General features: G+C 30.2%; 15 protein-coding genes and 1 tRNA gene. 15 read left to right on the top strand and 1 reads right to left on the bottom strand.

Annotated elements, in window-relative coordinates:
* Window positions 1-142 precede the first annotated feature (142 nt).
* On the top strand, window positions 143-1,261 hold the full coding sequence (locus OIO11_RS06925; protein ID WP_268070707.1) for a YibE/F family protein: 1,119 nt from the start codon (window positions 143-145) through the stop codon (window positions 1,259-1,261).
* A 49-nt stretch (window positions 1,262-1,310) separates the two neighbouring features.
* Here OIO11_RS06925 and OIO11_RS06930 read toward each other — a convergent pair whose 3' ends face one another.
* Window positions 1,311-2,108, bottom strand: coding sequence for a TIGR00266 family protein (locus OIO11_RS06930; RefSeq protein WP_268070708.1), 798 nt, complete (start codon window positions 2,106-2,108; stop codon window positions 1,311-1,313).
* Between the two features lie 208 nt (window positions 2,109-2,316).
* Here OIO11_RS06930 and polA point away from each other — a divergent pair, with 208 nt between their 5' ends.
* From polA to mreC, 14 genes are all read left to right on the top strand, one after another.
* A complete protein-coding gene (gene polA, locus OIO11_RS06935; RefSeq protein WP_268070709.1) occupies window positions 2,317-4,965 on the top strand; it encodes a DNA polymerase I in 2,649 nt (882 codons plus the stop codon).
* A 19-nt stretch (window positions 4,966-4,984) separates the two neighbouring features.
* The gene (gene coaE / locus OIO11_RS06940; RefSeq protein WP_268070710.1) at window positions 4,985-5,590 is read left to right on the top strand and encodes a dephospho-CoA kinase; all 606 of its coding nucleotides are present in this window, start codon (window positions 4,985-4,987) and stop codon (window positions 5,588-5,590) included.
* Entirely contained in the window at window positions 5,590-6,153 is a 564-nt protein-coding gene (locus OIO11_RS06945; protein ID WP_268070711.1) for a lytic transglycosylase domain-containing protein, read from the top strand. Before coaE ends, OIO11_RS06945 begins: the two co-directional genes overlap by 1 nt.
* A gap of 157 nt (window positions 6,154-6,310) precedes the next feature.
* Window positions 6,311-6,395: transfer RNA gene (locus tag OIO11_RS06950), tRNA-Leu, on the top strand.
* Window positions 6,396-6,801: 406 nt separating this feature from the next.
* Window positions 6,802-7,236, top strand: a complete 435-nt coding sequence (locus OIO11_RS06955; RefSeq protein ID WP_268070712.1) for an ACT domain-containing protein — start codon at window positions 6,802-6,804, stop codon at window positions 7,234-7,236.
* A 78-nt stretch (window positions 7,237-7,314) separates the two neighbouring features.
* Complete coding sequence (locus tag OIO11_RS06960; RefSeq protein WP_268070713.1) at window positions 7,315-7,698, top strand: hypothetical protein; 384 nt, start codon at window positions 7,315-7,317, stop codon at window positions 7,696-7,698.
* A 101-nt stretch (window positions 7,699-7,799) separates the two neighbouring features.
* Window positions 7,800-8,312: a GNAT family N-acetyltransferase gene (locus tag OIO11_RS06965; protein WP_268070714.1), complete on the top strand. Its 513-nt coding sequence runs from the start codon at window positions 7,800-7,802 to the stop codon at window positions 8,310-8,312.
* Between the two features lie 188 nt (window positions 8,313-8,500).
* Entirely contained in the window at window positions 8,501-9,082 is a 582-nt protein-coding gene (locus OIO11_RS06970) for a C40 family peptidase (RefSeq protein ID WP_268070715.1), read from the top strand.
* Window positions 9,083-9,279: 197 nt separating this feature from the next.
* Window positions 9,280-10,008 (top strand): SPOR domain-containing protein, encoded by a 729-nt coding sequence (locus tag OIO11_RS06975; RefSeq protein ID WP_268070716.1) that lies wholly within the window; start codon window positions 9,280-9,282, stop codon window positions 10,006-10,008.
* Between the two features lie 139 nt (window positions 10,009-10,147).
* Window positions 10,148-10,408: a DUF4321 domain-containing protein gene (locus tag OIO11_RS06980; RefSeq protein ID WP_442781249.1), complete on the top strand. Its 261-nt coding sequence runs from the start codon at window positions 10,148-10,150 to the stop codon at window positions 10,406-10,408.
* A 10-nt stretch (window positions 10,409-10,418) separates the two neighbouring features.
* A complete protein-coding gene (locus OIO11_RS06985) occupies window positions 10,419-10,994 on the top strand; it encodes a Maf-like protein (protein ID WP_268070718.1) in 576 nt (191 codons plus the stop codon).
* A gap of 14 nt (window positions 10,995-11,008) precedes the next feature.
* A complete protein-coding gene (gene radC, locus OIO11_RS06990) occupies window positions 11,009-11,695 on the top strand; it encodes a RadC family protein (RefSeq protein WP_268070719.1) in 687 nt (228 codons plus the stop codon).
* A gap of 26 nt (window positions 11,696-11,721) precedes the next feature.
* The gene (locus OIO11_RS06995) at window positions 11,722-12,807 is read left to right on the top strand and encodes a rod shape-determining protein (RefSeq protein ID WP_326497927.1); all 1,086 of its coding nucleotides are present in this window, start codon (window positions 11,722-11,724) and stop codon (window positions 12,805-12,807) included.
* Between the two features lie 6 nt (window positions 12,808-12,813).
* Entirely contained in the window at window positions 12,814-13,659 is an 846-nt protein-coding gene (gene mreC, locus OIO11_RS07000; RefSeq protein WP_268070720.1) for a rod shape-determining protein MreC, read from the top strand.
* Window positions 13,660-13,669: the final 10 nt, after the last annotated feature.

Here is a 13,669-nt window from a genome sequence, read left to right on the forward strand (position 1 = left end):
AAAAATTATAAATTTTATAGAAAAACCTATACAAACCATATGGTAAATATTTACAATATGGTTTGTATAGGTTAAAATTAACTAAAGATAGTTTATAAGGATGGTGATAAAGTTGCTGCCTAAAGAAAAAATAAAAATTTATATGTTTGTATTATCGATAATTTTTATATTCAATAGAGGAATAGTTTTAGCAGATGAAATTAATGAAAGTAAAACTATAGATGGAATTAAGGCCGTAGTTACTGACATAATAATCACCAATGAAAAAAATGTTGGTGAAGGAGAAAATGATGGAATCATAAAGGAACAGCAGGTTAAGGTGCTTATAAACACAGGAAAGCATAAAGGAGAAAGTCTTATAATTTTAAATTCAGTAGATATATCTACATCTCATGATTTTTTATTAAACAAAGCAGATGAAATACTAATTTCTATAGAAGAGAAAGATGGCAACTTGGTTAAGGGATATATGTATGAATTTGTAAGAGATAAATATTTGTTGTATTTAGCTTTAGGGTTCGCAGCTTTGATGATATTAGTTGGAGGTATTAAAGGATTAAAATCTCTTTTTACTTTAGGATTAACAGTAATTTTGATTTTGAAATTACTTCCAACATTATTGCTTCAAGGGTATAATCCAATAGAAACTTCTGTAGTAATGGCTATAGGAATTATTATATTTACATTATTAATTGTAAGTGGATTCAACAGAAAAACAGCTGCTTCAATTATGGGTACAAGCTCTGGAGTGGCAATTGCAGGAATAATAGCAGTAATAGTGGGGAATTTAGCTAAATTGAACGGGTATGGTACAGAAGAAAGTCAAATGCTTATGTATATACCTCAGAATATTAAATTTGATTATAAAGGACTTTTGTTTGCAGCAATTCTTATGGGGGCATTAGGGGCTATAATGGATGTGAGTATGTCTATTGCATCTGCTATGAAGGAAATAAGTGAAGCAAATCCAAACATTAGAACAACATCTCTTATGAAAGCAGGAATGAGTGTAGGACGAGATATAATGGGCACTATGTCAAACACCTTAATTTTGGCTTATGTAGGGGCCTCTCTACAGTTTGTAATATTATTAATTGCATATAAGCTTTCTTTTAGAGATATTTTTAATCAGAATATTATTGCAACGGAAGTTGTAAGAGCCCTATCAGGAAGTATAGGGTTAATAGCATCTATACCAATAACTGTATTGGCTTCTGGTATGTTGAGACAAAGAAAAATTAAAAATGATTTGCAACTATAAAAAGGTCTGTACAGACCTTTTTATATAGTTTACATAAAGAGCATTGTTTTTAATCTCCATCAAAAATATCTCCAAGCAAACCTAATGTACTACCTTCTCCAACTCTCTTACCAGCTGTTTGTGGAGCTGATGCAAAAATTCTATCAGCAAGTCTGCTGAATGGAAGAGATTGAATCCATACAGAACCAGGCCCTCTTACAGTTGCGAAAAATAAACCTTCACCACCAAAAAAGGCTGATTTAACACCACCAACAAATTCAATGTCATAGTGCACATCTTTAGTCATAGCAACAAGACAGCCTGTATCAATTTTAAGGGTTTCACCAGGCATTAAATCCTTCTTAACTATAGTACCTCCTGCATGAACAAAAGCAAGACCATCTCCTTCTAACTTTTGAAGAATAAATCCTTCACCGCCAAAGAAACCAACACCGAGCTTACGTCTGAAATCTATACCAATAGAAACACCTTTTGCAGCACAAAGAAATGCGTCCTTTTGGCATATTATTTTTCCACCAAGCTCACTTAAATCCATAGGTATAATTTTACCAGGATAAGGTGAGGCAAAGCTTACCTGTTGTTTACCAAGGCCTTTATTTGTAAATACAGTCATAAACAAACTTTCGCCTGTAAGAATTCTTTTGCCTGCACCGAAAAGCTTGTTCATAAAACCGCCACCGGAATTTTGATGTGAACCATCACCAAAAATTGTATCCATTGCAATACTGGATGACATCATCATCATTGCTCCAGCTTCAGCTATGACACTTTCCTTAGGATCAAGCTCAATTTCTACAAACTGCATGTCATCTCCGTATAATTTATAGTCAATTTCATGTGAATTCATATTATCCCTCCTGTCCATATAGTTCAATTTTACCAAAAATTCATATGGCATATCAATGTATATTATATGTTTTATGATATTATTATAATCCAATTAAAAATGATTATTTGCCTATATGTATTGATATAAATAATGAAAATGAGTAAACTAGATATAGTAAGGTTACGAATATATGTTTTCAATATGTAACTTAATAACGGAGGTAAACATGAATAAAAAGAGATTATTGATATTAGATGGGCACAGCCTTATGTATAGAGCTTTTTTTGCACTTCCTCAATTTACAAATGGAGAAGGAATTCATACAAATGCAATTTATGGTTTTATAAAAATGCTTTTGAAGATGAAGGAGGAAATACAGCCTGATTACGTGGTAACGGCTTTTGATAAAAAAGCACCTACATTCAGACATAAGGAATATGAAGACTATAAGGCAGGAAGAGAAAAAATGCCGTCAGAGCTTAGAGAACAGTTCCCAATAGTTAAAGAATTGTTAGAGAAGCTTGCTATAAACATATTTGAAATAGATGGATTTGAGGCAGATGATTTAATAGGAACACTTTCTGTATTTGCTGAGGAAAAAGATATAGAGGTTTATGTTGTTACTGGAGATAAAGATGCTCTTCAGCTTACAACGGATAATGTAAAGGTAGTTATAAATAAAAAAGGAATGAGCGAAAAAGAAGTTTACGATAAAAATAGAATGATAGAGGAATTTGGGGTTACTCCTAAACAGTTCATTGATGTTAAAGGATTAATGGGAGATAAGTCTGACAATATACCTGGAGTACCTGGCATAGGGAGTAAAACGGCATATAAGCTAATCAAAGAATATGGAAGTGTAGAAAATGTACTTCAAAATATAGATAATATCAGCGGAAAAAAAATGAAAGAGAATCTCACTGAATATAGTGAACAGGCTATTTTAAGTAAAAAGCTTGCAACTATAATGACAGATGTACCTGTAGATATTGATCTAGAGGAGATAAAATCTAAAGAGGCTTATGATCTAGAGGCAGTAAAAAAAATATTTGAAAAGCTTCAATTTAAATCTCTTTTAGATAAATTTGACGATAATAAGGAGCAAATAAAAGAAGATATACATAAAGAAATAGAGGCGGAAATTAAAGACATACACATAGAATTTGAAAACATTAAAACTTTAGTGGAGTTTTCTGATTTGATAAAAATCATTCAGGAAAAGATTTATTTAAAATTTGAATTTTTAGACTCAAATATATATTCAAAGGTTAAATTTGATAAGATATATCTCAGATTAAAAGAAAAAGTATATGTTATTTACGTAAATGAAATGTTGGATGAAGACAGAGAAAAAGCTATAGGTTTATTAGGAAACTTATTTGCAAATGAAGAAGTAGAAAAAGTATGCCATGATATGAAGATGGCTTATGTAGTTTTAAATAAATACAATATTAAAGCTAAAGGAATTAAATTTGATACAAAGATAGCAGCATATTTAATAGAGCCTTCCAGTAAAGATTACATATTGAAGGATATGATAGAAGCTAAACTTAAGGACGCTATTGCAGGTGATGAAGAAGAAATAAGAGTTAAAGAAGCTTATTATATAAAGCCAATATATGAAGAATTAGAGAAGAATATAAAAGAGCTTAATATGGAAGAACTTTTATATAAGGTTGAACTTCCTCTTGTTGAAGTTTTAGCTTCAATGGAGTGTAAAGGCTTTAAGGTGGATAAGGATAAGCTTGTTGAACTTGGAGATAAATTTAAAGTAGAAATAGAGTCTTTGGAAAAAGAAATATATGAGCTTGTTGATGAGGAATTTAATATAAAATCTCCAAAGCAGTTAGGAAAGATTTTATTTGAAAAATTAGACTTGCCAGTTATTAAAAAAACAAAAACAGGATATTCAACTAATTCTGAAGTTTTGGAAAAGCTGGAGGATAAGCATCCTATAATCTCTAAGATTATTGAATACAGACAAATTACAAAGTTGAATTCTACCTATGTTGAAGGATTGAAAAATGTAATCGACGAGGATGGAAAAATACATTCCAGCTTGAATCAAACAGTAACTACTACAGGAAGATTATCAAGTACAGATCCGAATCTTCAGAACATACCTATAAAATATGAGATGGGAAGAGAGATAAGAAAGGTATTTGTGTCAAATGATGAAGAATCAACTTTACTTTCAGCTGACTATTCTCAAATAGAGCTTAGAGTTCTTGCTCATATAGCACAGGATGAAAACTTAATAGACGCTTTTAAGCATCACAGTGATATCCATACAAAGACTGCTTCGGAGGTTTTCAAGGTTCCTGTAGAAGAGGTTACATCTTTGATGAGAAGTAATGCAAAAGCTGTAAATTTTGGTATAGTGTATGGTATAGGAGCTTTTAGTTTGGCTCAGGATATAAAGGTTTCAAGAAAAGAAGCTAAGCAGTATATAGATGCTTATTTTGAAAGATATCCTAAGGTTAAAGAGTTTATAAACGATATTGTTAATAAAGCAGAGAAAGATGGATTTGTAACTACTATAATGAATAGAAGAAGATTTATATCTGAAATCCAATCTAAAAATAAAATTATTAGAGCTCTTGGTGAAAGACTTGCAATGAATACTCCAATACAGGGAAGTGCTGCTGATATTATTAAGCTGGCTATGGTTAATGTATATAAGGAAATTAAAAAGAGAAATTTAAAAACTACTCTTATTCTTCAAGTTCATGATGAATTGATATTAAATGTGTATGAAGATGAGTTTGAGGAAGTTAAGGGGATTGTTAAAGAAAAGATGGAGAACGTAATAGAAATGTCAGTGCCATTAGATGTTGATATAAATTTCGGAAAAACTTGGTATGATGCTAAATAATTCAGTTAGGGGGAAAATTATGATCAGAATTGGTTTAACTGGTGGAATAGGGAGTGGAAAGAGTACAGTAACAAAAATGCTTTTAGAAAAAAATATTCCAGTTATAGATGTTGACATTATTTCAAGAGAGGTTCTGGAGTTGTATCCAGAAACTCTGGAAGAAATAAAGGATACTTTTGGAACTGAATTTATTGATGAAAAAGGAAAGTTGAAAAGAAGAGAAATTGGGAATTATATTTTTGGCAGCAGTGAATTGAGAAAAAAGTTAGAGAATATACTAATTCCATATATAAAAAAAGAAATATTCAATAGAATAGAAAGATATAATGAAATGGGTGAGAGCATCTGTGTAGTGGATGCCCCTACTTTAATAGAACATTGTATACATAAAGAAATGGATTTTAATATATTAGTGTGGATTGACAGAGAACTCCAAATAAAACGTGTAATGGCAAGAGATAAATTTAAAGAAGAGGAAATATTAAACAGAATCAATTCTCAAATGTGTATTGAGGATAAAAAAGAAGCAGTAGATTATATAATTGATAATAGACGAGATTTGAAGTATACAGAGAAGCAATTAGAGAGTATATTGACGGAAATTAGACAAAACAGGAGGCAGTAATGAAGTCTAAAAAAAGAATTAGAGGGTTAGTTGTTATTATTATATTAATAGTAATAATAATGAATGCAAAAGCTATAGGAAGAAAAATATATCCAATAAAATATGATAATTATATAAAGAAATATTCAGTCAAGTACAATTTTAACCCTTATGTTATTGCGGCTGTGATAAAAACAGAGAGTAATTTTAATAAAGATGCACGTTCAAAGAAAAATGCTATTGGACTAATGCAGATGACGCCTTCTACTGCGAAAGAAGTTTCTCAAAAAATGGGTATTAAGGATTTTGAAGTAGAAATGCTGTATGATCCTGAGTTAAATATAGATATGGGATGCTGGTATTTAAATGACTTGAGAGAAGAATTTGGTGCTAATATGGAGTTAATATTGGCAGCATACAATGGTGGAAGAGGTAATGTTAAAAAGTGGCTTAAGGATGAAAAAAAATCTAAAGATGGACAAAATCTTCACTATATACCTTTTGAAGAGACAGATAAATATATAAAAAAAGTTAAAGTGAATTATAATGTATACAAATATTTATATGGTGATGAGTATAGATAATGAATTTTTGAATTTGTTATAGTAAATAATTGAGAATTGACAGTGGACAGCGAATAGACAATAGTATTTGGCAGGTATATTTGAAAAATTTTTCTAAGAGACTTGACAGTTAATATTATGGTAGTATAATAATATTACGTGAAAAATATATACTTAAGCAGGAGTGGCGGAATCGGCAGACGCGCACGTTTAAGGGGCGTGTACCGTGAGGTGTACGGGTTCAAGTCCCGTCTTCTGCACCATAAAGTTAGAATTTGAGCCAATTAAGGCTGATATACAAGGATAAAACTATTACACGACCTTTTGTAAATAATTGGGTGGACGTGTAGTAGTTTTTTGATTTTGTCTTAGTATTTGACACGTATTTTATTAAATTGTTCCTATTGCAGTAGTTATTTGAAAATATGTAAGATTATATTTCATTTCATGATATGATACAATTAATGCAACGAAAACCAGTAAAAATATGTTTGTTGAAATTTATTGTTATATATAAACACTTTCTGTTATAATAAAAATAAAAAAAAAGTAGCTGCATATTAACTTTTTATATTTTACTTTAATAATTTGGAAGAAAAGTTTGAATAAAACATATTTGAAAAATATTTGGAAAACCATAATATATATAATGAATATATAGGAGGAAAGATGGATAAGTACTTGATAATAAATACAAAGATTTTACCAGAAGTTTTTGAAAAAGTGGTCCAAGCTAAAGAACTTTTAAAGACAGGTAAAGTAAAAGATATTTCTGAAGCTGTTAGAGAGGTAGGAATAAGCAGAAGCTCATATTATAAATATAAAGATTTTGTTTTTACTGTTGCAGAAGCAACTTACGTCCAGAAAGCTACCATTGGATTCTCAATCTGTCATGAGGTAGGAACTTTGTCTAAATTGCTGGACAGAATAGCTCAGGTTAATGGAAATGTATTAACTATAAATCAAGATATACCTATCAATAATGCCTCTAATGTAACAATAACTTTTGATATTTCAAATATGAGTATTGAATTAAATGATTTGATTGAAGAAATAAAGGCAATGAAGAATGTAGTGAAAATTAATCTTATAGCAATGGAATAATATACCTGTATTAAAAGTGCTTAAATATTAAATCTGTGCATACTTTATAATGTAGCTAAATATTATGGAGGTATGTATATGGATTTAAATTGTGAAGATAGAATGGATATGGAATATGATTTGGTACCTATGCCAATGTATATGCAAATGGGTATGCCTGGAAGGGCAACACCCTCTATGCCTATGATGCCTGATATGATGAGAATGTTTAGTATGATGAATGAAGAGGGATTTATGGAAATGGATGAAGCTAGGTATGGAGAGTTTGAAGATGATGAAATCGAGGATATTAGAAAAAAGAAAACGTATAAACCTAGTGAAGTAAATAGAATATGTAGAAAAATTGAAAGATATAATCCTAGGATATTTAGATATATGAGAATGTATGGAATACCATATCCGGCTGCCAGATTATTATGCAGGAGAATAATCAGATTAGCTTTAATGTATTATGATGATTAATTGAATAGTAAAAAATAACCTCTAAAGTATAAATACTTTAGAGGTTATTTTTTAAAAGGAAATTTAGTGTTTGCGTAGAAGTAATTAAAGAGGTGTAAAGTATGTTTGATATAAGATTAAAATTTGAAAATATAGAAATTTTAAGTATAGAAAAAGAAGATTTGGAAAGTATATATAAATGGTACGTTAAGGAAGAAAATTTTCTGTATAAGCGGCAACAAGAAACTATGAATAAAAATCAATTTTATGAAAGATTTTTAGAATATTATTTAAGTGAGTGTGAGTTTTTTTTAAAGATAATTAGAAATAAACAACTTATTGGAATTATAAAAGGGAGAATTGAGTTCAAAAATCCTAATGAGGTTTGGCTAGGATATATGATACTGGATCATTCCCTTAGGGGTAAGGGTTTAGGAGGTAAAGTACTAAAAGAGATAATAAAATATTTTTGCGTTGAGTGTGGGATATGTAATTTTTATGCAAAGGTTAAGGAAAAAGACTTTAGTTTTATAAGCTTTTTAAGAAAAATTAAATTTCGGGTTTTAAAATTTTCGCAAGAATCAGGAAAGAATACAGAAAACAAATTTTGGGTTTTGGCGAGAATAATACAATAAATGCGGTTATTAGTGGAAATGTTATGAAATAATACAGGCATTGTTGACAATCTGTTATAGAATAGAATATAATAATTAATGTGTGTTTTAAATGTTTATAAATAATAAGTTAGAAAGTATGTTTTTTACACAAATTTTGTTGGGTATTAGAAATGAAAACGTTGTCTTTGCTGTGAGGAGGTAAAAAAATGAAATGTTTTATACATAAGATTATGATTCTAACAGTTTTTTTCATAGCGCTTGGTTTTGCAATGACTATTAATTGCTATGAAGCAAAGGCTGATATTGGATCAGGAACAACTCAAAGTGTAAATGTTCGTTCGACCAAATTAGAAAGCAATAGAATTATAAAAGTGCCTGATAAACAATCAGAGCGAGAGAAACTTTCAAGAGGAAGTAGTAGTGTTACTGAAAGAGTAGTTGAATATTCTTATAAATTTATAGGAAGACCTTATGTCTGGGCGGCTTCAGGTCCATCGGCTTTTGATTGTTCAGGATTTACATCATATGTATATCGTAAATTTGGATATTCATTACCACACTATACAGGATACCAAGTTCAAATGGGAAGTACAGTGCCAAGAAATAATCTTAAGTCAGGAGATTTAGTGTTCTTTGATACAATAGGATCTGACAGCCATGTAGGAATCTACATAGGCAATGGTAAATTTATTCATGCATCATCTGGAAAAAAGGAAGTTACAATAAGTGACTTAGGCCAATCATATTATAATTCAAGATATTCAACAGCAAGAAGAATTGTAGATTAGTTAACTTATATACATATATGAATATATAGTTCTTACATATAAAAAATTCCGGTCAATTATGGTCGGAATTTTTTAGTATAAATATCCCCATAGAAAAATATAATTAAAGTAGATAAAGAAAAACTTAATTCAGAGAGAATATTAGAATTGTTAGTCAAAGGATAAATGTTTGCTTTAATTGTATAGGAGGGATGAAAATGAAATATACTAGGTATGATTTAAAAAAGAAAAATAATAATTTTATGGTTTTTATAATTGTAATAGCAGTTATATTGATTTTGGCATTTGTTTGTGGAACTATATTATCAGATATATTTCTAAAAAGAGATAACAAATCTAAAAAAAGTACACAAGAGGGAAATCAGTCAAAGGTAATAGATAAAAAAGAAGAAAATCCCAATAATAAGGAATCTGAATATACAATAAGTGATATAACAAGCTTTTCAGCTATTCAATGTGGTGTTTTTACTAATAAAGATAATGCACAAGGGCTAAAAGTAGAATTATCTGAGTTTGGAAAATCATTCTTTGTAGAAGATGGAAATAAAATCAAAGTTATTTTGGGTATATATTCGGAAAAAGAAGCTTTAACTGTAATAAAGAAGCTTGAAAATGATGGGAAAGAGTATTCAAGAAAAAATTTTAAGTCTGAACTTAAAGATTCATGTGATATGCAGATTTGTGAAATGGTTGATGCAAACTTGCAGATAATACATAAGTTATATGATGATAAAGTAAAGTCCGTTCATACTAAACAAATAAAAGAATGGGCGGCTAATTTAAAAGAAGTTGACAAAAATAGTTCTAACTATAAAGTATTATTACAGATTAAAGACAATATTAATAAATTACCAGAAGAAATTTCAAAAAATGATATAGAAAAACAGAATATTTTTATATATCATGTATTAAATCAATTAAAATAAATAGTTTTTTAGCATTCAAAATATTTTGAATGCTTTTGTTATGTTCAAAAAAAATTAAGAAAATTTAATAGATATACATACTTGTTTAAGTTTTTATTAAATGTTAAACTATATAAGATAAAAGTTAAGTGAGGTATATATGGTGAGGGGTAATGGGAAAAATAGATTATTAGCTTTTGTAATACTACTAGGAGCAATAGGTGGAAATTTTATTGGTGATATTTTGGGTAGTAATGTAAAAATGCTAAATTTCTTGAAAATATCATATCCTATTGGTACTTCTAGTCCATTTATATTAAATTTTAAAATGCTTAAATTAACCTTTGGGATTAATTTTAACATAAATATAATGGCTGTTGTTGGAGTGATTATAGCAATGCTATTATATAGAAAATACTAGGAGTGATAAAGTGCGTATAGTTTTAGCTTCAGCTTCTGAAAGAAGACAAAGTCTTTTGCGTAGAATTACACATAATTTTGATGTAATAATAAGCGATTTTAAAGAGGAAGAAGTAGTTTTTAATGGGGATTGTGCAAAGTATGTAATGGAACTTGCTAAAGGGAAAGCTTTGGCGGTGTCAGAAATTATAAATGTAAATGCAGTTATAATAGGAAGTGATACTTTAGTAGCTTATAATGAACATGTACTGGGCAAACCTAAAAATGAGCTGGAAGCATTTCAGATGTTAAAACTTCTAAGTGGAAATGTTCATCAGGTATATTCAGGAGTTGCAATTTATGATACTTTTTCAAAAGAACTAAAAACAGACTATGTCTGTACAAATGTAAAATTTTCAGAACTTACAGAAGAAGAAATAAAAAAATATATAGCTACAGGAGAACCTATGGATAAAGCAGGTGCCTATGGTATCCAAGGTTTTGGGGGAGTCTTTGTTGAAGAAATTGAAGGATGCTATTATAATGTGGTAGGGCTTCCTTTAAACAAAGTAAAATTTATGCTTAGGGAGATGGGGGTAAATCTATAAAAGGAGTAATATACATGGATAATACTTTTAAAATTATGGATTTGCCACAAAATGAAAGACCAAGGGAAAGATTGCTTAGATATGGTTCGGAGGTTTTATCTAATAGTGAGCTTCTAGCAATTATTTTAAGAACAGGTACTCATGAAGAAAATATTGTTAATTTGAGTAACAGGATTTTGAAAGAAAGTGGTGGCTTAAATGGCCTTTTAAGCATGAATTGTGAGGAGTTTATGAGTCTTAAAGGGATTGGGACAGCAAAAGCTGCTCAACTTTTAGCTATTGCAGAACTTTCAAAGAGATTTAAAACTTTTAAATCAGGAGATAAGTACATAATTAAACAGCCCTCTGATGCTGCTAATTTAGTAATGGAAGATATGCGCTGCTTAAAAAAAGAACATTTAAGAATTATTATGTTGAATACCAAAAATTTTGTTGTGTTTGTAAAAGATATATCCATAGGAAGTATAAATTCATCAATAGTACACCCTAGGGAAGTGTTTTCAGAAGCAATCAGAAAGAATAGTGCTTCTATTATAATATGCCATAATCATCCATCTGGAGATCCTACTCCCAGTGGTGAAGATATAAAGGTGACTCAGAGGTTAAAAGAATGCAGCAAATTATTGGGGATTGATTTATTAGACCATATAATAATAGGAAATGGTGTTTACATAAGTTTAAAAGAAAAATCAATATTGTAGATTTAATTTTGAAAGGAGAAATTATTGTGGGATTATTTGGAATGACAAAAGATATGGGAATAGATTTAGGTACAGCTAATACGTTGGTATATTTAAAAGGAAAGGGTATAGTTTTAAGAGAACCTTCAGTTGTAGCTATAAACAAAACAACAAACAAGGTTTTAGCTGTAGGAGATGAAGCTAAGCAAATGATTGGTAGAACTCCAGGAAATATTGCTGCAATAAGACCTATGAAGGATGGAGTAATTGCAGATTTTGATGTTACAGAGGAGATGTTAAGAAGTTTTATTTCTAAAGTTACTACAAAATCAGCTTTTACAACTCCAAGGGTTGTTGTTTGCTTTCCATCAGGAGTTACAGCAGTAGAAAGAAGAGCAATAGAGGAAGCAACTAAAAGAGCGGGGGCAAGAGAAGCATATCTTATGGAAGAACCTATGGCGGCTGCAATAGGTGCAGGACTGCCTGTAAATGAACCAACTGGAAGTATGGTTGTTGATATTGGTGGAGGTACTACAGAAGTTGCTGTAATTTCTCTTGGTGGTATTGTTACAAGTAAATCCTTAAGAGTTGCAGGTGATGAGCTTGATCAGGCAATTATTGCATATATTAAGAAAGAATATAATCTTATGATCGGTGAAAGAACAGCTGAAAATGTTAAGATGGAAATTGGTTCAGCATATCCAACAGAAAGAACACCTGATGAGCTTAAACAAAGTGAAGAAGTTATAGAAGGTGAAGAAGTTGTACAGGAAGCTAGCATTGATTTATCTAAAGAAAGAACTATGGAAATCAGAGGTAGAGATCTTGTTACTGGACTTCCTAAGGTAGTTGAAATAAATGAGACTGAAATTAGAGGTGCTCTTAAAGAACCAGTAGCAGCTATAATTGATGCAATTAAAACTAATCTTGAAAAAACACCACCAGAACTTGCAGCAGATATAATGGATAAAGGAATAATGCTTACAGGTGGAGGTGCTTTATTAAAAGGACTTGACAGACTTATTAATATTGAAACACACATGCCAGTACACATAGCAGAATCACCACTTGACTGCGTTGCAGTAGGCGCAGGTAAGGCTTTAGATAATATTGATAAGGTTAGAAGAAAATAAAAGACTATGTCATTTTTAAAAAATAAACTGACAGTAACTGTTATTGTGCTGTCAGTTAGCTTTTTAATTTTAATTGGGTATACTTCAAAAAGAGAACAAATATCTACTGCGGAAAATGGTATAGGTGTTGTTTTAAATTCTGTTCAAGGTGTTATTTATAATTTCAATAGCAAAATTAAGGGTAATGTAAGCTTTATTATAAATTTTTCAAAGATAAAAAAAGAAAATGAAGAATTAAGTGCTGAAAATACTAAACTGCAGGATAAAGCATTAAAATATGATGCATTGGAAAAAGAAAATGAGCGTTTGAGAAAAATGTTAAACTTCAAAAACCAGAGAGAAGAATATAAATATATTGGCTGTGATATTATAGGCAAAAGTGGTAACAACTGGCTTGATGGATTTGTAATTAATAGAGGAACAGAGGATGGTATTAAGAAAAGAATGGTAGTTATTACAGGAGAAGGATTAGTTGGACAAGTGACTTCTGTGGGTAATAATTGGTCAATAGTTCAATCACTAGTGAATGAGAATATAGCTGTTGCAGGTTTGGTTAATAGTACAAGAGAAAATGATGGCGTAGTAAAGGGGTATAGAGACATAAATGATAAGCTTCTTGCAAAGTTATACTATCTTCCTTTGGATTCTAAAGTTAAAAGAGGGGATGCTATATTAACATCTGGGCTAGGTGGCTTATATCCTAAGGGTATAAAGATTGGAACAGTTATAGATATAGAAGAAGACAAAGGCAAGTTAATTAAAAATGTTATAATAGAGCCAAGTGTAGATTTTAATAAACTTGAAGAACTTTTTATTGTGGTGCCTAAAAATGATAGGGAAGTAAAATATTAAGGTGATATGT

Origin of the sequence: Clostridium sp. ZS2-4, assembly GCF_026719745.1 — a bacterium.
Taxonomy (GTDB): domain Bacteria; phylum Bacillota; class Clostridia; order Clostridiales; family Clostridiaceae; genus Clostridium_H.

Excerpts from the sequence above, each read along its gene's own strand:
- OIO11_RS06925 (WP_268070707.1), top strand. The coding sequence starts at position 143 with ATGTTTGTATTATCGATAATTTTTATATTCAATAGAGGAATAGTTTTA.
- OIO11_RS06930 (WP_268070708.1), bottom strand. The coding sequence starts at position 2,108 with ATGAATTCACATGAAATTGACTATAAATTATACGGAGATGACATGCAG.
- polA (WP_268070709.1), top strand. The coding sequence starts at position 2,317 with ATGAATAAAAAGAGATTATTGATATTAGATGGGCACAGCCTTATGTAT.
- coaE (WP_268070710.1), top strand. The coding sequence starts at position 4,985 with ATGATCAGAATTGGTTTAACTGGTGGAATAGGGAGTGGAAAGAGTACA.
- OIO11_RS06945 (WP_268070711.1), top strand. The coding sequence starts at position 5,590 with ATGAAGTCTAAAAAAAGAATTAGAGGGTTAGTTGTTATTATTATATTA.
- OIO11_RS06955 (WP_268070712.1), top strand. The coding sequence starts at position 6,802 with ATGGATAAGTACTTGATAATAAATACAAAGATTTTACCAGAAGTTTTT.
- OIO11_RS06960 (WP_268070713.1), top strand. The coding sequence starts at position 7,315 with ATGGATTTAAATTGTGAAGATAGAATGGATATGGAATATGATTTGGTA.
- OIO11_RS06965 (WP_268070714.1), top strand. The coding sequence starts at position 7,800 with ATGTTTGATATAAGATTAAAATTTGAAAATATAGAAATTTTAAGTATA.
- OIO11_RS06970 (WP_268070715.1), top strand. The coding sequence starts at position 8,501 with ATGAAATGTTTTATACATAAGATTATGATTCTAACAGTTTTTTTCATA.
- OIO11_RS06975 (WP_268070716.1), top strand. The coding sequence starts at position 9,280 with ATGAAATATACTAGGTATGATTTAAAAAAGAAAAATAATAATTTTATG.
- OIO11_RS06980 (WP_442781249.1), top strand. The coding sequence starts at position 10,148 with ATGGTGAGGGGTAATGGGAAAAATAGATTATTAGCTTTTGTAATACTA.
- radC (WP_268070719.1), top strand. The coding sequence starts at position 11,009 with ATGGATAATACTTTTAAAATTATGGATTTGCCACAAAATGAAAGACCA.
- mreC (WP_268070720.1), top strand. The coding sequence starts at position 12,814 with ATGTCATTTTTAAAAAATAAACTGACAGTAACTGTTATTGTGCTGTCA.